Here is a 20,701-nt window from a genome sequence, read left to right on the forward strand (position 1 = left end):
TTACTCAACTCTGTCAGATTAAGTCGTAACTTGTACAAATAAGGTTAGCAAATCCTGATCCGTGCTGTCCAACTATTATTTTTGCTTTATTAAAAAGCTGGGCCTGTTCATACGGGGAGGATAGCTCTAGATATATTACCTTAAAACCGAGTCTCTCAATTTTTTCTATTAATTCCTCTTCATTAACTCTTTTTCGGGTAGAAGCGTATTTACGAGAAATATATATTTTATCGTATGCTTTACTATTATCTTTAATAAAAATATTTCTTAAATCTTTTTTTAACCATAAAGGCAAAGGCGTACCCTTTTACCGGAATAAACGGTATAGATGGAACAATTAGTCTAGTAGCTTGAATTATACAGTCACTATTTACTACAAAAAGCTTATCTTCCGATATATAGCTAGACCATAGGAAATAGGTACAGTTAAATAAACTTTAGTACGTGTTCTACAGCCATACTGATATCTTTGAATTGCCCCGTAACTTTTCTTATTTCGTTCTTAATCTTAAACCAATAATGTTCTATAGGATTTAAGTCTGGGCTATATGTAGGTAAGAATAAAATTCTGCACCCAACCGACTCGATTAATTCTCTTATTATATTATTCTTATGGAAGTTGATATTATCCATAATTACTGTTTGTCCAGGATGTAATTCTTTAGTTAATATAGTCTCTACATAGGTTGTAAATATTTCTTTATTACAATTTCCTTCAAATATTACTGGCGCTATAATTTGATTATTACGAAGCCCCGCTATCATACTGATCCTGGATTTATGTTGATACACTTTGTTTCCATAACATCTAGTACCTTTTATACTCCATCCATATTCTCTACAAACATTATCTTCTATTCCTGACTCATCAATGAATACTAGAGTTTCTTTAGAAATTTGCTGTATCTTTTCTATAAATTCATTCCTTAAACCAATATCCCTTTTGGGATGAAGATGACTTTTTTTTATAAGTGTAGCCTAGTAGTTTTCTATAGTAATTTATTCTAGTTCTTTGTAATCTATTACCTAGTATAATACTTAATTCTTTAGCTGTTTTATCATGATTATTAGATAATTAATTCTTCAAATTCTTATGTACCTATTTACTATGGTCTAGCTATATCTAAATAATTTAATACTATTTCTAATGACTTAATTTTCCATGAATATTTTAAATTATTAATATAGATACGGTCATATTCAAGATCTGATTCTTTTAATATAATTAATCTAGGCAAAATTTGTAGCAGCCAATGATACCAATTTTCAGAACCAGAAGATGAAATTACTGCTAATTTTCCATTAAAATATAAAGGATTTTCTGTATTAATATCTCGTTTTTTATTTAATAAACGATGTTGATCACCTAAGCTTGTTTGAGTATCTTGTAGAATATAACCTTCTTGAGTTAAAATTCCACATTCATTAATTACTATGCCGTTTGGTAACTCTAAAATAAATTGCTCAGTATTTTTTTCTTTAAATAGCTTTTTATTTCTTGATGTTTATTCTTTAATGCGTAAGCATTACTAATATAGAGAAAGGTAAAAATTATGAATATAAAATATCTAACATAAAGAGAAAGAAAGATAATTAAAAATTTGCATTGCAAGCTTGGCAGCGACTTACTCTCCCATGCCTTATGACATAGTACCATTAGCGCTATGAGGTTTCACGTTCGAGTTCGGGATGGGATCGTGTGTTTCACTCATGCTATAACCACCAAGCTAGCAATACAAACTTTTAAAAAGATAGACTTGTATTATAGTTTGCTGTTAATGTTATTGCACGACTCAAAAAAAGTCTTAACATCATATCTTAACTTTTACTACGATACTCAGCAAAATAATTTTTACTGGATACCGTGGCTTGACCACGGTATGACATTGGTCATGCAACAACATTTTTATTCATTGATAAAGCTAATTTAACCTGATAACTTTGTGAGTTGATACTACATTTTTATAGAATTAACACTATATGCATATGTAATCTCACAGCAAAGTAAATCAATCGAGCTATTAGTATCGGTTAGCTACACACATTACTGTGCTTCCACACCCGACCTATCAACGTGGTGGTCTTCCACGGCTCTAATGGGGAAGTCTAGTTTTGAGGTGGGTTTCCTGCTTAGATGCATTCAGCGGTTATCCCTTCCGTACTTAGCTACCCAGCTGTGCCATTGGCATGACAACTGGTCCACCAGGGGTACGTCCACCTCGGTCCTCTCGTACTAAAGGCAGATCCTCTCAAACTTCCTACACCCACGGCAGATAGGGACCGAACTGTCTCACGACGTTCTAAACCCAGCTCACGTACCACTTTAATCGGCGAACAGCCGAACCCTTGGGACCTTCTCCAGCCCCAGGATGTGATGAGCCGACATCGAGGTGCCAAACGATTTCGTCGCTATGGACGCTTGGAAATCATCAGCCTGTTATCCCCGGAGTACCTTTTATTCGTTGAGCGATGGCCCTTCCACTCGGGACCACCGGATCACTATGACCGACTTTCGTCTCTGCTCGTCTTGTCAGACTCGCAGTCAGGCTAGCTTATGCCATTGCACTCTAAAAGTTGATTTCCGACCAACCTGAGCTAACCATCGCGCGCCTCCGTTACTCTTTGGGAGGCGACCGCCCCAGTCAAACTACCCACCATGCATTGTCTCGGATCCTGATTCAAGGATCTCGGTTAGATGTCAAGAACCAAAAGGGTGGTATCTCAACGATGACTCCACAAAGGCTGACACCTTCGCTTCGTAGTCTCCCACCTATCCTGCACATCTGATTCCTAACACCAGTGCAAAGCTATAGTAAAGGTTCACGGGGTCTTTCCGTCTGACCGCGGGAACTCCGCATCTTCACGGAGAATTCAATTTCGCTGAGTCGATACTGGAGACAGTGGGGAAATCGTTACGCCATTCGTGCGGGTCGGAACTTACCCGACAAGGAATTTCGCTACCTTAGGACCGTCATAGTTACGGCCGCCGTTCACTGGGACTTCAATTCAGAGCTCGCACCCCTCCTTTTAATCTTCCAGCACTGGGCAGGCGTCAGACCCTATACGTCGTCTATTGACTTTGCAGAGCCCTGTGTTTTTAATAAACAGTCGCTACCCCCTAGCTTGTGCCACCTGCACATGGTTGCCCATATACAGGTCATCTTTCTTCCGAAGTTACAGATGCAATTTGCCTAGTTCCTTCAGCATCGTTCTCTCAAGCGCCTTGGTATACTCTACCTGTCCACCTGTGTCGGTTTTGGGTACGGTCTATAATGAAGGTGTTATTTCCTGGGAAATATTCACTGCACAATCAATCCAATAAGACTGTACAATTTACTATTTTCGTCACATATCCTTCAGGTTCAGGAATATTAACCTGATTCCCATCGATTACGCCTTTCAGCCTCATCTTAGGGGCCGACTAACCTTGCGCAGATTAACTTTACGCAAGAACCCTTGGACTTTCGGCGAGAATGTTTCTCACATTCTTTATCGCTACTTATGTCAGCATTCTCACTTCCGATACCTCCAGCAAACCTTACAGTTCACCTTCGCAGGCTTACGGAACGCTCCGCTACCATTTATGCCAAATGCATAAATCCGCATCTTCGGTACATGACTTGAGCCCCGTTACATTGTTAGCGCAAGAAAACTTATTTAGACTAGTGAGCTATTACGCTTTCTTTAAATGATGGCTGCTTCTAAGCCAACATCCTAGTTGTTTTGGTCTTCTCACATCCTTTAACACTTAGTCATGATTTAGGGACCTTAGATGGCGGTCTGGGCTTTTTCCCTCTCGACTATGGACCTTAGCACCCATAGTCTGTCTGCTATGCTGTACTCGTCGACATTCGGAGTTTGATTGAGTTTGGTAAGTCTGTGGGACCCCCTAGCTCATTCAGTGCTCTACCTTCGACGGTAATCGCTATAACGCTCTACCTAAATAGATTTCGCGGAGAACCAGCTATATCCGAGTTTGATTGGCCTTTCACCCCTAACCACAGCTCATCCCCTACTTTTTCAACAGTAGTGGGTTCGGTCCTTCAGCGGATTTTACTCCGCTTTCAACCTGGCCATGGCTAGATCACCCGGTTTCGGGTCTAATTCATCTAACTAAACGCCCTATTCAGACTCGCTTTCGCTACGCCTACACCTAACGGCTTAAGCTTGCTAGATAAACTAAGTCGCTGACCCATTATACAAAAGGTACGCCGTCACAAGACATATAAATACGCTTGCTCCGACTGCTTGTAAGCATTTGGTTTCAGATACTATTTCACTCCCCTTGTCGGGGTACTTTTCACCTTTCCCTCACGGTACTTGTTCACTATCGGTCACTAGAGAGTACTTAGGCTTAGAGGGTGGTCCCCCTATGTTCAAACAGGATTTCACGTGTCCCGCCTTACTCAAGGACTTCAAACTTTTTACCTATACGGGACTATCACCCTCTATGGTCAACCTTTCCATGTTGTTTTAGTTATTTTTTTGAAGCCACTGGCCTGGTCCGCGTTCGCTCGTCACTACTAACGGAGTCTCGGTTGATGTCCTTTCCTCCAGCTACTTAGATATTTCAGTTCGCTGGGTTTGCCTCATATAGCTATGTATTCACTATACAATACCTAATAAATTAGGTGGGTTTCCCCATTCGGAAATCTTCGGATCAAAGTTTATTCGCAACTCCCCGAAGCTTATCGCAGCGTATTACGTCCTTCATCGCCTTCTAGTGCCAAGGCATCCACCAAATGCTCTTATTATATTTACTTACGCTTTTAACTTGAAATTACACGATGCATACAGAATTAATTTCACAATTATTTTCAGTATCTAACTCACGATATAAATTTTTATTATCGCGGTGTATTTAGTTTTTAGCTTTATCAACTTTTTAAACAGCTCCAAAGTTTTACGTTTCAAACTTTGTGTGAAGATTTTATATCTATATTTCTAAAGCTTGTCAAACACTAATTTCAAATAATTTTAATTTTATTTTTCATGAAGGAGCTTAAAGTTATTTTAACCTCTTTTTAAAGTAGGCTTTGCCGGCTTTTTGTTTAGACTTGTGGTCCCTAATTTTGTATCTACCTTACCGCCTAAATCTTCAAAAAAGAACCTGCCTTTTTATAAAACATGATTTACTGCTTTCATTTCTCCTTCTCTGTTTATCAAACCGCTTTGAGTTTTAACAAACAATAATTTACCATCTTTTCTAAAGACTAGATTTTCATCAATTTCAAAATCTTTAGTTATACTTAAATTACCGTTCTTATCAAATTTACCTAAAACATTTTTCTGTAAATCAGCAAATCCGGCATGAGCATATAATTTTGAAATTTCTTTTATTTGTTTTGGATCGTTTATATGTTCGCCGGCTTTGTTAATAAAGCCGCTAATTTCATATTGAGATGTTTTACCGTGTAAAGTTTTTTCACAAGAAATTGAGTTTCCATAAGTAGCTTAGTTTGATCCTCTACTTCATCATCTACTATATTAATTACTTTTCTTTTTACAGAATAAATATCACTATTCTTTTCAAACTTTGAGGTAAACTCCTTAACGTCTAAATTATCATTAAACCTAACTTCTTTTTTATCTTTACCCATAATAATACTCTTATTTTAATACTGTATCTTTTAAAATATTTGTACCACGTAAAAATTCTTCTGTATTCAAAGCTTTTTTACTCTCTTGCTGAAGTTTTTTCACTCGTAATATACCGCTTCCACAAGCTATTTCCAGCTTATCGCTAATAACGGTACCGGAAGTAAAGTGATGATCCGTATTTAAATATTCTGCTTCAAGGATTTTAATTATTTTATCATTATAACTAAAATATGCTCCGGGCCAAGGATTCATCCCCCTTATTTTACAATCTATTTTATATGCGGATTCATGCCAATTAATCTTTCCTTCTTCCTTTGTTAGTTTATGAGCATACGTAATACCGTCGCTTGACTGTTTTATCGGTACTATATTATCGATATTTGCAAGTGTTTTAATTAATAACTCCGCTCCGAGATTTGCACATTTATCATACAATTCTTCCAATGTTGTTCTTTCTTCTAAATTAAAATCTTCTTTCATCAATATATCACCTGTATCAAGTCCTGCATCCATACGCATAATACATACGCTACTTTTCCGGTCGCCCTCTATAATAGTACGCTGCAGAGGAGCCGCTCCTCTGTGGCGAGGCAAATCGGATGGATGGATATTAAGACAGCCGTATTTTTTAGCTTCTAATATAGCTTTCGGCACAATAAAACCATATGCAATAACAACTATAATATCAGCATTAACTTTATTAATTCGATTTATTATTTCATCATTACGAAGAGTAGAAGGAGTATAAACAGGAATTTGATGCTCAAATGCTAATTGATGTATGGGAGATTTAGCTAAGTTAAGTCCTCTGCCCTTAGCTTTAGGTTGCTGGGTAAAAACAGCTCTAACTTCATGATGAGTTATAAGTTTTTTAAGAGCGGGAACGGCAAATTCAGGCGTTCCCATAAAGATTACTTTCACACTATATTATTTTTGAGTTTCTTAAGCTTACGAAGTACTACATCTCGTTTCAAATTACTTAAATAATCAATCATAAGCTTACCTTCTAAATGATCATACTCATGCTGGATAACTCTTGCAAGCCAATCATTTGCCTCAAGCTCTTGTTGCTTATTATGATAGTCTAAATACCTAATCTTTATAGATTCCGGTCTTGCCACCTCAATACGTTGCTCCGGTAATGAGATACAACCTTCGTTAGCCGTAACTAGCTCTTCTGATTTTTCTATTATTTCAGGATTCACTATAAAAAGCGGATACAAATCTTTTGGTCTTTCTACCGAATCATGATCTTTTATATCAATTACTAAAATACGTTTCAATACCCCTACTTGTACTGCTGCAAGCCCTGCACCGTCTTCATGGTACATAGTTTTAAGCATATCATCCATAAATTTTCGTGTTTGATCGGTAAACTCTAAAACCGGCTGAGATTTCTGCTTTAATCTTTCATCAGGTGCCGTTACTATCGGTAATATTGACATAATTAAATCTTAATATTTTATTTTAATATACCATAAAATCACCAAAATGTAAAGAAAGCAAACCTGCCTAATTCCGGCAATAGTTGCATAATAAACTCACCTATTTGCAATAATTTGTCGAATTAATAATATTTAGTAAAAAATAATAACAAATATCAGATAACATGTTAAAAATAAGGCTTGCATAAAATTAAAGAGGAATAGTAATGTATTGGGGTGATATTGAAGAAATTGCCGAACAACTCGAAGAACATTGTAGCGATCAGTATAATGAAAAAAAAATTTCATTATTAAAGCTAGAGAAACTGATTAGAGATTTAAAGGACTTTGAAGATGAAGAGAAAAAAGTCGAAGAAGTTACATTAGAAGAAATTTTAGACAAATGGGAAGAATTACGTGAAGAAATGAGAGAAATCGATTAAGTAGCTTTTTGAGTTATTTTCAGGCATTTTTTATAAATTAACTTTATAAAAATATATTATAATCAATAAAAATATGGCGACTGCCTGAAAAAAAACTCTTAAAGTCATTAGCTTTGAACTAAATTTCTTATTAAACTTTCCTCCGATAGCCATCGACACTACCCCTATAATAAGAACCGCAACGGTTAAACCAATCGCAATTAATAACCACATCATAATTTATTACCAATATATAACTTTCCACACAAAGATTATATACTTTTTCTCTTTTAAATCATAGATAATTCAACAATTACTTATAAAAGAAAGAGAGATATTAGGTTCTTGCGTTCTTATTAAAAAAATATCTAAAAATACAAATAATTTAATTTCCCGCATGCAAGAACCTAGAGTATTTTAAGAAACCTCATCCTATTGCTGAAATATTTATTAATGCTCACGGGGGGACATGACTTAATCCATGCAAATTTGCTTAAATTAAGCTTTCTGAGTTACACTAATATATTATCTATCAGTTTAACAAAAGCACCATTTCCTAAAACATTAGCACAAGTGATCACAGGATCAAACAAGATATAAAGAGCTGTAATCAGCGACATCATATTAGTATTAAAACCTAGATATTGTTCAAGTATAGGGAGCATTACAATAATTCCGCCACCTGGTATGGCTGCTACTGAAAATTTTGCCAATACAAAATAAAAAGTAAAAATAAGATAATTAAATAAAGTAGGTTCAGCTAATCCATAACTCTTTAGTATGGCATAAGCCAAAATCGGTATGGCGAAACAATCGCCAACAAGATGAATATTTACTGTTATTGGTACAACGGTACGAGCGAGTGCTTTATTATTTGTATTATTTTCCGCTCCTATTATACTAAGTGGCATACTTACAACACTAGACATTGCACTAAATCCACTTATAGACGCTGGCATCATATTACTAAGGCTAGCTATGAATTCCTTAACTCGACAGTTACTTAAAATAAAATAAGCAAGAAAGATATAGCCAAACTGAGCAAATGCGATTGTCACAAAAATAAACATATAATCTTTAATAATTATACCTAATACTTCATCAAACTGTAGTTTTACGATAAAGCCCATTATAAATAAGGGGGATTACATAGATAAACAATCGCAATATTTTTGCAACAAATACTTCTATCTTGAAAGCCAATCCAATTGCAACTTCAGCACAAAATTTTGAGGAAATAAAGCCTAAGATAATACTACTAAATACGATTTTATCATTAGAAATAATATTAGGAAAATTAAGTAACCATAAAGGCTTTAAGCTATCACTTTCTATAGGAGAGATCATTGATAAATCGAATTGATATATGTATATACCTACATAATGACTTATGAAGGTAGAACAAAAATTAGACCCACATACTAGTAATAATATTAAGAAAACTATACGTGTTGCATCTTTGGCTAGCATTACAACAGATTTAAAAAGTAAGCCAAAAATAATTAAAGGAAGAAATAATCCAATTATAGATTTAATAGATAGACTTATTGAATACAATAACCTTTTTACTTCTAAACTCATTAGTGGGTTTAACAATATGATAGCTATGATAATAGCCATTAAAATAAGTGGCATTTTACGAAACATAAAATTTACCTTATACAAAATATTGTAGTATATTTACACATGTTATTAAACCTTTATTTTACTCCTTCAGTGCCCTATTTATATAAGGAACTCTTGCAACCTTCCTTCCTCTCTATTCCTTATCCATAATCGGGGTTAATTAGTTAATTTAAATAGATCGATATAATTAAAAGAAAGATATAGAGATATTGTTACCGGCTTGGACCGGTTGTAGTAGTAAAAAAAGACTGGAAAGTTAATATTTGCATATTCATAAATTCAACATACAGTTATTATTTATAGAGAGAAAAATTAGTGTTGCAATACTTTTCTAGAAGTTCTTTGGGGGGTATTGCTAACTAAAAGCAGATCAATTAATAAATTAACGTCATTGCAAGGAAAATTACAAAGTAATTTGTACGTCCGCAATCTCAGAAGTTTGTTATTATTTCATGAGATTGCTACGCAGCCTATGGCTGCTCGCAAGGTATTGTTGCGTGGATCAATTTCACCTCTGTCATCCCCCGTGGCTTGACCACGGGATCCAGTTAAAAATACTAAACTTATTAGTATTTTTTATGGTTTTTATGGCCCCCGTGGTCAAGCCACGGGGTGACACAGTGGGTTTTACCGGTCCACGCAACAATACCTCCTCGCAATGACGACTTAGAGGTATCTACACAAAATGCTTCCGCAAGAATGACATCGAGAGCTTTTTAAGAGCTATGCGGGAATACAGCCCTTACACCTCTTCAGATTGCTTTAAACCTTCTTCTTCCACTGCACTATCCTCTTCACCCTCACTACTTTCAGCAATGAGAGAAACAGATACGACTTTTTCCCCCTCATCTAGCTTAAACAGGATTACGCCGCTAGTGTTACGTCCCGTAATACGTACTGACTCAAGTTTACAGCGAATTAACTTACCGCTATTGGTAATCAGCATTAACTCATCATCCATTTTAACCGGCATAACACCGACAACTAAACCGGTTTTGTCGTTAATATCCATATTGATTATGCCGCTACCGCCACGGTCAGTAATTCTATAGCCATAAGCTGAGCTTTTCTTACCAAAACCGTTCTCAGTTACGGTTAAAATGAATTCTTCGAAATTTGCCATTTCTAAAATAGAATCTGCAGTCAAAGCTACGCCTAACTCTTCGGGGTTAAACGCCTCACCTCTAGCAATCTCAATCCTTTTTTCCCATGGCACTGTTAAATAAGCATCTCTATCCTCTTTTGTACTGCTAATGCCTTTAAGCACAGTCATAGAAATTACGGAATCCTCTCTAGCAAGCTTCATACCTCGTACACCGTCAGAAGTACGGCTCTTAATAACACGCAATGATTCAACAGGGAATCTTAAAGCTTTACCGACTTTGGTGGCAAGTAAAATATGCTCGTCTTCTTTACATGGTTTTACGTCTATTAATTTATCGTCCTCATCAAGCCTAATAGCAATTTTACCGTTCGACTGAATCTTTTTGAAATCTAATAAATCGCTTCTTCTGATATTCCCCTTGGCAGTTGCGAACATAATGTTTAAATTATCCCACTCATCCTGATTTTCCGGTAGCGGCATGATATTTGTAATATACTCATTTTCTTTCAACGGTAATATATTAACCATCGGTCTTCCTTTACCTTGCGGATTACTTAAAGGTAATTTATACAGTTTTAAACTATAAACCTGACCGATATTTGAGAAGAACAACATTGGCGTATGAGTACTACCGACAAAAACTTGCGTGGTAATATCTTCATCACGCATTGAAAGCCCTGATCTTCCTTTACCACCACGTTTTTGTGAACGATAGTTACTTAGAGGTACACGCTTGATATACCCGCCAAGCGTTACGGTTACAACCATTTCTTCACGCTGAATTAAATCTTCTATATCTTGATCAAATTCGCCAAATTCAATTAAAGTAAGACGAGGAGTCGCAAATTCTTCTTTAACTTTAATTAGCTCTTCCTTTAAAATCTCAAGTAACCTTGTACGAGAGCCGAGTATATTAAGATATTCGGTGATTTCCGTAGCGAGGTTCTTTAAATCCTCTTCAAGCTTGTTTTTCTCCATAGCGGTCAGGCGCTGCAATCTCATTTCTAAGATTGCCTTAGCTTGCACTTCGGTAAAGCTACATTTGCCCTGCTCGTTTAACATTGCTTTATCATCAACCAGCTTTACAATAGGTAGTATATTTAATGCTTCCCACTGGCGAGCCATTAATTCTTGTTTAGCTGCATTCGGGTCATTTGAAGCTTTAATAATACGTATTATTTCATCGATATTACTAACGGCAATAGTTAGTCCTAGTAAAATATGTGCTCTATCTCTTGCTTTATTTAGCAAATATATAGTACGGTTAGTAATTACCACTTCCCTAAAACTAACGAAAGCTGCGATTACTTCTTTCAAATTCATCACTTTCGGTAGCCCGTCTTTAAGAGCAAGCATAATAACACCGAAGCTAGTTTGTAGCTGCGTACATGCGTATATTTGATTTAAGACTACTTCAGCAACTACGTCTTTTTTTAACTCAATAAAAATCCTTACACCGTTTTTATTCGATTCGTCACGTAAATCGCTTATACCCTCAATACGTTTCTCTTTAACCATTTCAGCAATTTTCTCAACGAGCCTTGCTTTATTTACCATATACGGTATTTCGGTAATAATAATTGCTTGACGGCTATTACCGATATTCTCAATCTCCGCCCGACCTCGCATAATGATACTGCCTCTACCGGTAAGGTATGCCGATCTAATACCGCTAATACCTAAAATCATTGAACCCGTAGGAAAATCCGGTCCTTTAACAACTTCTAGCAAATCTAAAATTTCTATATCGTTATTATCTATATATAAACAGCACGCATCGATAACTTCACCAAGATTATGAGGCGGGATATTAGTTGCCATACCGACCGCAATACCTCCGCTACCGTTAACCAATAAATTAGGAAACATTGCAGGAAGTACGGAAGGCTCTTCTTCAGAACCGTCATAATTAGGGTTAAAGCTGACGGTCTCTTTATCGATATCCTCTACGAGCTTATGCGAAACTTTGGCCATTCGAGATTCGGTATATCTCATTGCCGCCGCCGCATCACCGTCCATCGAGCCGAAATTACCCTGCCCGTCGACAAGCGGTAAACGGAGCGAAAAATCTTGTGCCATACGTACTAACGAATCGTAAATAGCACTATCACCGTGCGGATGGTATTTACCCATCACGTCACCAACTATTCTAGCGGATTTTCTATAAGGTTTACTAGCATGATTACCGGCTTCATGCATGGAATAGATAATTCGGCGATGCACCGGCTTTAAGCCATCCCGAACATCCGGTATAGCTCTACTTACTATAACACTCATAGCATAATCAAGATAAGATACTTTCATCTCATCTTCGATATTTACCGGTACTAAATTAGAAGAATATTTATCAGTCACGATTACTTAGCCTTAAATTTAATTTAATGAATTATATTTAATAATAGAGACATAATAAATTTCTTTCAAGGATTGCTTGTATTTATAATTTGACGGTTAACAAACTTCTATTGTCTATTATTTTATACTTTCTAAATATAATGAACTCTGCTCTATTCTTTTTATCTCATCTACCGTTACTTGTGCTTCTAGCCTTTGTTTAAACTTAGATCTTAGTTTTTCTAAATCTTTATTTTTCTTAGAAATCGGTAATATTTTAGATAATAATTTATTATTTTTGTTGAACATGTAGTTGCTCCCGATTGATTAAACTTAAATTGCTCAAGTTTCAACCACCGAAGAGAAATAAACCCCTGGTGGTCGGGGAGTTCAAAGAACCGCCTAAGACAGCTACAATAGCCTTTAAGCTTAAAGCAATGCTTTAAGCTCTGTACATAGCTATTATCTCCCCGACCGCAATGAAGTCGAGGATTATACCATTTATACGGCTGATAATACCGCTTAGGAGAGAGACTTTGAAACCCCGGAATAACGTTACCGCTACTCTTGCAGGAAATTTTACTTAATTTTTTAAAAATGTCAATTAGCTATCCATGTCATTCCTGCATGGATCGGTTTTTTCGTCATTACGAGGAATTTGCATAGCAATTGACAAAACAATCCAGTTAAAAATTCTGATTTACAGAATTTTTTTAATTATTTTCTGGATTGCCGCGTCGCCTACGGCTCCTCGCAAGGCATTGTTGCGTGGACCGGTTTCCTAATTGTTCATCCCACGACTTGATCGCGGGATCCAGTTAAAAATACTAAAATTATTAGTATTTTTAATTGTTTTTTGGACCCCGTGGTCAAGCCACGGGGTGACACAGTGGATTTTACCGGTCTACGCAACAAGGTTTTTAGTCGCTTAGCTCATGACGACATCAACTTTTATTTTGCAATGCCGTATTTTATTTACTTTTCTCTTCCTGCTGTTTATACCAAAGTTCGGCGTAATAGCCTTTATGTTGTAGTAAGCTCTTATGGTTGCCTCGCTCAACTATATAGCCGTTATCCAAAACGATAATCTCGTCTGCATCGATAATAGTTGATAGTCTATGGGCAATGATAAGGGTAGTATGGCGTGCCGAGATCTCTTTAAGACTTGCCTGAATTAGCTTTTCGGTTTTAGTATCAAGCGAACTTGTTGCTTCATCAAAAACATATATTGCCGGATTTTTTAATATGGTTCTTGCGATTGCAATACGCTGTTTTTCGCCGCCTGAAAGCTTCAAGCCTCTCTCCCCTACCTGCGTTTCATACCCTTTGGGCAGCGTGCTAATAAACTCATGAATATGAGCATTTTTTGAGGCTGCTATAACTTCATCGTAACTAGCTGCATTATTACCATATGCTATGTTGTAATATATCGTATCGTTAAACAGTACCGTATCTTGCGGAACAATTCCGATAGACTTACGAAGCGATTGTTGTGTGACTTCTCGTATATCTTGATTATCTATAGTAATATTGCCGCTATTAATATCGTAAAACCTAAACAGCAAGCGTGATATCGTCGATTTCCCCGCTCCGCTGCTACCTACTACTGCGAGTGTTTTACCGCTCTTGATCGTAAAGCTTATATTATGCAAAATCGGACGTTCCTGATTATAAGCAAAGCTAACATTATCGAAACTAACCCCGCCTTTTGAGATAATTAGCTCCTTAGCGTTCACGGCATCCTCTACTTCTGCCGGTATATCTAAAAGATTAAACATATCTTCCATACTAACTAGAGCGTTTTTAATTTCTCTATAGGAAAAGCCAAGTATTGAAAGCGGAATTGATAGCTGAAACAAGTAAGTATTAACCATTATTAAATCGCCGACGGTCATTTTATTCTGATTAATAGCATTTGCCGAAAGTATCATCAAAGAAACAAGCCCTAAGGATATTATAACATCCTGCCCGATATTTAAAATCGATAGGCTGTTAGTAGTTTTAGTGGCTGATTTTTCATAAGTTTGTAAAGCCTCATTAAACTTTATCGCCTCATATTCTTCATTACCGAAATATTTAACGGTTTCAAAATTCAGTAAACTATCGATTGCCCTATTATTGGCGGTGTTATCGCTTTGGTTCATTTCTCTTGTAAAAGAAATACGCCAAGTACTAATTAGGAAAGTATAACCAACATAAACTATCATTGTTATTAAAATAGTTACGGCAAACCAAATACCATACACATACCATAACATCCCGCTTACTAGTATAATTTCTACGCTTGTCGGGAAAATATTAAATAATAAATACCGCAGCACCGCTTCAATACCTTTAGTACCACGCTCTATTGACCTACTTAAGCCCCCTGTTTTTCTAGTAATATGAAAACGCATACTTAAATTATGCATGTGCTTAAAGACATTTAGAGCAACTAAGCGAGTCGCTTGATGCCCTACTTTTGAGAAAATAATATTTCGCAGCTCACCAAATATTTGTACCAATATTTTAGTACCGCCATATGCAACAATAATCCCGATAATAACCGAAAGAGCAAAATTTTTATTTAATCCGTCTATTATATATTTATAAACAATCGGAACGAAAATATTTATTACTTTAGCTATAACTAGACAAATAAGAGACGTAACAATACGCAGGCGTATATCAAAATCCTTCGACCATAAATACGGCAGAAGTAGATAGAATGAATTTTTGTGATTGTTGTTTTTGGACATTTTTGGAGTTTTTGTGAATTTGTATGGCTTTGTTATCCAAGAAAACTGTAGGTGTAACTCGATGTCATCCCCGCCGTAGGCGGGAATCCAGAAATACACTTGCCTAAATCTTCCCAATTAGGATTAAGTTTTTCTATTAATTTTATTTTCCAAGTACGATTCCATTTCTTTAAAGCTCTACAAGAGCTTCTTAATATCAGCAAATTCTTCTGTATAAACAAGCTTTATAACATTATATTTTGTCGTAAAACCCTTTATTATTTTTTGTTTATGTTCATAAGCACGACGTAGTATATTATTAGTAATACCAATATACAAAGTACCATTGCGATCAGAACATAATATAATACATTTTTATTATTTATTTTTTCTGGATTCCCGCCTACGCGGGAATGACATATGGCATTGTCTACATTCGCTCGCAATGACATTTTTATTAATTATGCCCCGGCAGCGGGTGAAGTCTTCTTTGGCTGATTTTCTAACAACTTATCTAGCCTTCCCTCTTTTTCAAGATCAAACAGAGCATCACAACCGCCAACATGCATATTATCTATAAATATCTGCGGGACGGTCTTTTTTCCACCGGATTTCTTAATAAAATTTTCTTTCTCTTCCTGAGTAAAATTACTTACTTCAATTTCCTCATAAGCAACATTTTTCTTATCAAGCAATGCTTTAGCTTTTATACAATAAGGACAACTAGCAAGAGTATAAATAATAATTGTGTGTAATATAGCTTTATTCATAATGTTATATTTTTTTGTTAGATTTTAATATATTATCTTAAACTATAGTTTTTAAAGCAAGTAAAAATGCATGAATAATTTTTCTATTATCTCAGAATATAAACCGACAGGCGATCAACCAAAAGCAATAGATGAAATTATAGCAGGGTTAAATAGTAAAAAACGCTCACAAATGTTGCTTGGTATTACGGGATCAGGGAAAACTTTTACCATGGCGAATATTATAGAGAGAACTAATCGTCCTACTCTTATTATGGCTCATAATAAAACTTTAGCTGCCCAAATTTATTCAGAAATGAAGTCGATTTTTCCGAAGAATGCCGTTGAGTATTTTGTATCGTATTATGATTATTACCAGCCGGAAGCATATATAGCACGCACCGATACTTTTATAGAAAAGGATTCATCAATTAACGAGCAGATTGATTTAATGCGTCATTCCGCTACAAGATCGTTATTAGAGCGTCGTGACGTTATAGTAGTTTCTTCCGTTTCTTGTATTTACGGGCTTGGCTCTCCTGATTTGTATTATCAAATGACGGTTAATCTAGAACCAGGTCAAAGCTACCCTCGTGATAAGCTACTAAATGATTTGATAAATCTACAATATGAGCGTAACGATATTGGGTTTGAGCGTGGCTGTTTTCGAGTTAAAGGGGATAATATCGATATTTTTCCCTCACATTACAGCGATAAAGCTTGGCGTTTATCGTTTTTCGGTAATGAACTTGAATATATACACGAATTTAATCCCCTAACAGGCGAAAAACTTGCTAAGCTCGATAAAGCTATGGTCTTTGGTAATTCACATTTCGTGATGCCTCAAGAAACGGTAAATAGTGCCATATCAGGCATTGAGGAGGAGTTACAAAAACGCTTAGAGTTCTTAAAGTCGCAAGATAAACCACTTGAAACGCAAAGGCTAAATCAACGTACTCAATATGATCTTGAGATGTTAACGGAAACAGGCAGCTGTAAAGGCGTTGAAAACTACTCTCGCTTTTTCACAGGGCGTAACGCCGGTGAGCCGCCGCCTACCTTATTCGAGTACTTACCGGAAGATGCGTTATTATTTGTTGATGAAAGCCACGTATCCGTACCGCAAATTAGAGCGATGTATAACGGCGATCGAGCAAGGAAAGAAGTATTGATAGAGCATGGGTTTCGTCTGCCGTCTGCACTTGATAACAGACCTTTAAAATTTGAAGAATGGGAAAAATTTAGACCGCAAACTGTTTTTGTATCCGCAACTCCGGGACCATTTGAGTTAGAAGAAACCGACGGTACTGTAGTAGAACTGATTATCAGACCTACGGGACTGCTTGATCCTGAATGTATTATCAAACCCGCTACTAACCAAGTTGAGGATTTAATTAGCGAAATTCAAACCACTATCTCTAAAGGTTTTCGTGTCTTAGTCACTACATTAACAAAAAAAATGGCTGAAGATTTAACCGCCTATTTGCAGGAGCTAAAATATAAAACTTCTTATTTACATTCTAACGTTCATACTCTAGAGCGTATCGAGATTTTACGGGATTTAAGACAAGGTACTATAGATATTTTAGTCGGTATTAATCTATTAAGAGAGGGGCTTGACATCCCTGAATGCAGCTTAGTTGCTATACTTGATGCAGACAAAGAGGGATTTTTGCGGTCGGAAGTATCGTTAATACAAACAATAGGAAGAGCTGCAAGAAATAGCGAGGGTAGAGTTATACTTTATGCCGATAAAATGACTAAATCTATCGATAAAGCCGTTAGTGAAACGTTGCGTAGAAGGCAAATTCAGCAGGAATATAATGAAAAACACGGCATAATTCCAAAAACCATCAACCGTGCTATTCACGCTTTAGCAGAACTTGAGAAAATCGATAGTAAGCTTGATAAAAAACAAGCTCATACTTTATTTGATAACCCTGCTAAGCTAAAAGCCCATATTGACAAATTAAAGAAAGACATGCTTAAAGCTGCAAATAATCTTGAATTTGAACAAGCCGCAAAACTTCGTGATCAACTAAAAACTCTAGAAGAGGCGGCACTTGAGTTGAGTTATTCCTAATGTGTCATACCGTGGCTTGTCCACGGTATGACAGTGGTGAAACCGATCCATGCAACAACACCTATTAACAACACCTAAAACTCCTTCTATGATACGGCGATAGGCCGTGCGTATTAATAGCTTCAATATGTTCTTTGGTACCGTAGCCGGAATTTTTGTGCCATAAATATTGTGGAAATTCAGCACTTAAGTCTAGCATCAAACGATCTCTAGTAACTTTTGCAATAATGGAAGCCGCTGCAATCGATAACGATAAATTATCACCGTTAACTATACTAACAAATCTTTCATCATTAAACTGCATATTACCGTCAACTAAAACTATCTCCGGCTTAGTTGTAAGATTTGCCGCAGCAATAGAACAAGCTTTTTTAGTTGCTTCTAATATATTAATTTCATCAATTTCGGTATGAGAAATAATAGCGGTTGACCAAACATAGTTACTAGTTATTTGCTCATATAATAATTCTCTTTTCTTTTTAGAAAGCTTTTTAGAATCTTTAATACCCGTTATAATATTGGCGTTATCTATTATAACGGCACTTACTACTACCGGACCTGCGAGCGATCCTCTACCTGCTTCATCTATACCTGCTACAATATAGTTAACCCCGATTATGGATAAGAAATACATGGTTTATTAGGTTTAAGTTGGTAAGCAATAAGAGCAGAGAATAGAGAAGTAAAGAAATTAATAGGTGATCGATGTCTGGAAGGAGTAATATTAAAATTCTCTTTTATGTAGCCAAAAATGGTTTCGATAATGAATCTCTTCCTTAAAAGGATTTTATCCAAAAGAGGTAATAAATAGTTTTTCATATCCTTTCTTATTCCGGTAATTTTTATTAAACCTTGCTTATAAAGTTTTGTAAACATTTTTTCTGAAATAAACCCCTTATCATCATAACACTTACCTTTTAGACCTTTTTGATAACCATTGCTTCAAATGCAATTCTGTCATCAACATTACCTTTGGTAATTTTAACAGCAATAATTTCTCCCTTATCATTGATTATCATATGAAGCTTGAATCCAAAAAACCAATCGACAGAACTACGTCCCATTTTTGCAAGATTATTAAAAGTTCTGTTAGAATTAATTCTGATATTTTTACATACTGCAAAATGTGTGGAATCTGCATAATAAATTCCCGTTCTTTTCCCACTTAAGTAATGTAACATCACAATCAATGGCAGAAATAATGAAGGAATAAGCTGAACAAATCTCTCATAACAAGGTGGATTCCTGAACAAATTACCATTAATAATAAAGTTTTGGTAATAAGCTTTTAAATGTTTATATGCACTAAAATGGTAAAAATCATTATTGAGAGTTCTTCACTTAAGGAAAGCTTACCTTCTCTAAATCTTTGCTTATTACTTTTCAGCAATTGATGTTTTACCCATTTCTCATAAATTTTACAAAATTTATCTACTATACAAAATATTGTAGTATATTTACACATGTTATTAAACCTTTATTTTACTCCTTCAGTGCCCTATTTATATAAGGTTTAATAACTCTTGTAACCTTAATCGGGGTTAGATTTAAGATATTTGCTAAATTTTTTTGTTCGCTTTCTAAGTTTGATATTATTTGAAATACTTGATTTTGTGTAATAAAATCAAGTATTTCACGAAATTCTGAATCCGGTACATTGTCTCTTAAAGCTTCTCTTATTGACCTGCTGCTACAATTCCCTAAAGTTTGTCCAGTAACTGTTCTTCTTGAATCAACTGTTGGGTTAATAAGTTGTTCCGATTTGAATCTGTTGATTTCGTTATATGAGCTTTTATTGCTTCTATTTCATTTATAGATAATATAGAAAATATACTATCTTTTACTTCTTTATCTGTTTGATTTTTGAGTTCATATTTAATTGAGCTGAATTTTGCTTTACTTCTTGCTTCTATTGTTTCATTTATTTTAGATAATTGATCTTTTGGTGTTTGATTTAGCTTTGAATTATCTGCTCTTACCCCAGCACCGGCATTATATATAATACGATAATTTTTTCCGTTTTCTTTAGAATATTTTATAACATTTGCATGTAATCCTGTATTAGTGGAGCATTAGAATATGATAAATATGCCTCTCTGGTTTTTTGCAGTTTATTATATATTTTATCCGTAGTTTCTTCTAAAAATTTTTTTAACTGTTCTGCAGGCGGTAATTTATTTGAGTTAGTTAAATTACGTACTGAAAAGGATTGCTTATAAATCTCATCTAAGCCATCCATAAAATGGTCTAATTTTTATCTGTATTTTCGTCAGGATTTAAAGCTTTATAAGCTCCAAGTAAGGCTTTATAACCGCTAGTCGTTATAAAATGAGCTGAGCCTAAATTATAATCTTTTGTGGATTTATCATAGGTACGGGCATCGTCAAGCATTTCGCGGTACTGAGTTGCTTTCGCTTCATACTCATATTCCCGTACGTTATTTAAGGCTTGAGTGATATTTTCATAATGCTCTCTCAGCTTATTTTGATTATTCTCTTTTAGAGCAGTATTTGTAAGTTCATTATCATAATTTTCTAAGTTACCGAACTTTCTATCATTATTTACATTCTCAGCCATATTTTCAACTAATTAATTAAAAAAGATAAAAATAATCATGTATTACGAATGAATAAATGTCAA

The 20,701-nt window shown here is 35.5% G+C and carries 17 protein-coding genes, 2 rRNA genes and 7 pseudogenes; 3 read left to right on the forward strand and 23 right to left on the reverse strand.

What is annotated here, in order from left to right:
- Window positions 1-37 precede the first annotated feature (37 nt).
- The 9 genes and pseudogenes from RMONA_RS00280 to def form a co-directional block, all read right to left on the reverse strand.
- A pseudogene (locus RMONA_RS00280) lies at window positions 38-398 on the reverse strand (glycosyltransferase family 61 protein); the annotation flags it as partial.
- 28 nt (window positions 399-426) lie between these two features.
- Window positions 427-1,091: pseudogene (locus RMONA_RS00285) on the reverse strand (IS630 family transposase); the annotation flags it as partial.
- A 27-nt stretch (window positions 1,092-1,118) separates the two neighbouring features.
- Window positions 1,119-1,238: pseudogene (locus RMONA_RS07585) on the reverse strand (glycosyltransferase family 61 protein); the annotation flags it as partial.
- Window positions 1,239-1,612: 374 nt separating this feature from the next.
- A 5S ribosomal RNA gene (gene rrf, locus RMONA_RS00295) occupies window positions 1,613-1,727 on the reverse strand.
- Between the two features lie 273 nt (window positions 1,728-2,000).
- A 23S ribosomal RNA gene (locus RMONA_RS00300) occupies window positions 2,001-4,763 on the reverse strand.
- Between the two features lie 250 nt (window positions 4,764-5,013).
- Window positions 5,014-5,436 (reverse strand): annotated as a pseudogene (locus RMONA_RS07590) (hypothetical protein).
- Entirely contained in the window at window positions 5,355-5,600 is a 246-nt protein-coding gene (locus RMONA_RS00305) for a hypothetical protein (RefSeq protein ID WP_023507120.1), read from the reverse strand. The pseudogene RMONA_RS07590 and the gene RMONA_RS00305 overlap by 82 nt, the downstream one beginning before the upstream one ends.
- Before the next feature lie 10 nt (window positions 5,601-5,610).
- The gene (fmt, locus tag RMONA_RS00310) at window positions 5,611-6,522 is read right to left on the reverse strand and encodes a methionyl-tRNA formyltransferase (RefSeq protein WP_037230843.1); all 912 of its coding nucleotides are present in this window, start codon (window positions 6,520-6,522) and stop codon (window positions 5,611-5,613) included.
- A complete protein-coding gene (gene def, locus RMONA_RS00315; protein ID WP_023507122.1) occupies window positions 6,519-7,046 on the reverse strand; it encodes a peptide deformylase in 528 nt (175 codons plus the stop codon). The genes fmt and def overlap by 4 nt, the downstream gene beginning before the upstream one ends.
- Window positions 7,047-7,252: 206 nt before the next feature.
- Between def and iscX the strand changes: the two genes are divergently transcribed.
- Complete coding sequence (iscX, locus tag RMONA_RS00320; protein ID WP_023507123.1) at window positions 7,253-7,468, forward strand: Fe-S cluster assembly protein IscX; 216 nt, start codon at window positions 7,253-7,255, stop codon at window positions 7,466-7,468.
- 30 nt (window positions 7,469-7,498) lie between these two features.
- Here the strand turns inward: iscX and RMONA_RS00325 are convergent, their stop codons facing one another.
- The 3 genes from RMONA_RS00325 to RMONA_RS09740 all read right to left on the reverse strand — a co-directional run bounded on the left by RMONA_RS00325 (window position 7,499) and on the right by RMONA_RS09740 (window position 8,794).
- A complete protein-coding gene (locus RMONA_RS00325; RefSeq protein WP_008580611.1) occupies window positions 7,499-7,684 on the reverse strand; it encodes a twin transmembrane helix small protein in 186 nt (61 codons plus the stop codon).
- Between the two features lie 275 nt (window positions 7,685-7,959).
- A complete protein-coding gene (locus RMONA_RS09735) occupies window positions 7,960-8,577 on the reverse strand; it encodes a cation:dicarboxylate symporter family transporter (RefSeq protein WP_023507124.1) in 618 nt (205 codons plus the stop codon).
- A complete protein-coding gene (locus tag RMONA_RS09740; protein WP_037230851.1) occupies window positions 8,549-8,794 on the reverse strand; it encodes a hypothetical protein in 246 nt (81 codons plus the stop codon). The genes RMONA_RS09735 and RMONA_RS09740 overlap by 29 nt, the downstream gene beginning before the upstream one ends.
- A gap of 43 nt (window positions 8,795-8,837) precedes the next feature.
- Between RMONA_RS09740 and RMONA_RS09745 the strand changes: the two genes are divergently transcribed.
- Window positions 8,838-9,122: a hypothetical protein gene (locus tag RMONA_RS09745; RefSeq protein ID WP_096000993.1), complete on the forward strand. Its 285-nt coding sequence runs from the start codon at window positions 8,838-8,840 to the stop codon at window positions 9,120-9,122.
- 430 nt (window positions 9,123-9,552) lie between these two features.
- On the opposite strand, the pseudogene RMONA_RS08975 reads toward RMONA_RS09745, so the two are convergent.
- The 6 genes and pseudogenes from RMONA_RS08975 to grxC form a co-directional block, all read right to left on the reverse strand.
- Window positions 9,553-9,728 (reverse strand): annotated as a pseudogene (locus RMONA_RS08975) (tRNA lysidine(34) synthetase TilS); the annotation flags it as partial.
- An 87-nt stretch (window positions 9,729-9,815) separates the two neighbouring features.
- Window positions 9,816-12,533: a DNA topoisomerase (ATP-hydrolyzing) subunit A gene (gene gyrA / locus RMONA_RS00350; protein ID WP_023507126.1), complete on the reverse strand. Its 2,718-nt coding sequence runs from the start codon at window positions 12,531-12,533 to the stop codon at window positions 9,816-9,818.
- A 117-nt stretch (window positions 12,534-12,650) separates the two neighbouring features.
- On the reverse strand, window positions 12,651-12,821 hold the full coding sequence (locus RMONA_RS09500; RefSeq protein ID WP_023507127.1) for a hypothetical protein: 171 nt from the start codon (window positions 12,819-12,821) through the stop codon (window positions 12,651-12,653).
- Window positions 12,822-13,483: 662 nt separating this feature from the next.
- The gene (locus RMONA_RS00355) at window positions 13,484-15,250 is read right to left on the reverse strand and encodes an ABCB family ABC transporter ATP-binding protein/permease (protein WP_023507128.1); all 1,767 of its coding nucleotides are present in this window, start codon (window positions 15,248-15,250) and stop codon (window positions 13,484-13,486) included.
- 32 nt (window positions 15,251-15,282) lie between these two features.
- A pseudogene (locus tag RMONA_RS11080) lies at window positions 15,283-15,598 on the reverse strand (GIY-YIG nuclease family protein).
- A 92-nt stretch (window positions 15,599-15,690) separates the two neighbouring features.
- On the reverse strand, window positions 15,691-15,999 hold the full coding sequence (gene grxC, locus RMONA_RS00365) for a glutaredoxin 3 (RefSeq protein ID WP_023507129.1): 309 nt from the start codon (window positions 15,997-15,999) through the stop codon (window positions 15,691-15,693).
- Window positions 16,000-16,069: 70 nt separating this feature from the next.
- Here grxC and uvrB point away from each other — a divergent pair, with 70 nt between their 5' ends.
- On the forward strand, window positions 16,070-18,061 hold the full coding sequence (uvrB, locus tag RMONA_RS00370; RefSeq protein WP_023507130.1) for an excinuclease ABC subunit UvrB: 1,992 nt from the start codon (window positions 16,070-16,072) through the stop codon (window positions 18,059-18,061).
- A gap of 64 nt (window positions 18,062-18,125) precedes the next feature.
- Here uvrB and RMONA_RS00375 read toward each other — a convergent pair whose 3' ends face one another.
- The 5 genes and pseudogenes from RMONA_RS00375 to RMONA_RS09515 all read right to left on the reverse strand — a co-directional run bounded on the left by RMONA_RS00375 (window position 18,126) and on the right by RMONA_RS09515 (window position 20,638).
- Entirely contained in the window at window positions 18,126-18,695 is a 570-nt protein-coding gene (locus RMONA_RS00375) for a ribonuclease HII (RefSeq protein ID WP_023507131.1), read from the reverse strand.
- Window positions 18,677-18,937, reverse strand: coding sequence for a transposase (locus RMONA_RS10700; RefSeq protein ID WP_023507102.1), 261 nt, complete (start codon window positions 18,935-18,937; stop codon window positions 18,677-18,679). Before RMONA_RS10700 ends, RMONA_RS00375 begins: the two co-directional genes overlap by 19 nt.
- 41 nt (window positions 18,938-18,978) lie before the next feature.
- Window positions 18,979-19,242: a transposase gene (locus tag RMONA_RS10705; protein WP_023507103.1), complete on the reverse strand. Its 264-nt coding sequence runs from the start codon at window positions 19,240-19,242 to the stop codon at window positions 18,979-18,981.
- 794 nt (window positions 19,243-20,036) lie between these two features.
- Window positions 20,037-20,300: pseudogene (locus tag RMONA_RS09510) on the reverse strand (hypothetical protein).
- An 8-nt stretch (window positions 20,301-20,308) separates the two neighbouring features.
- A complete protein-coding gene (locus RMONA_RS09515; RefSeq protein ID WP_023507133.1) occupies window positions 20,309-20,638 on the reverse strand; it encodes a hypothetical protein in 330 nt (109 codons plus the stop codon).
- Between the last annotated feature and the right edge of the window lie 63 nt (window positions 20,639-20,701).

The sequence above is a fragment of the Rickettsia monacensis genome (genome assembly GCF_000499665.2).
GTDB classification, from domain to species: Bacteria; Pseudomonadota; Alphaproteobacteria; order Rickettsiales; family Rickettsiaceae; genus Rickettsia; species Rickettsia tamurae.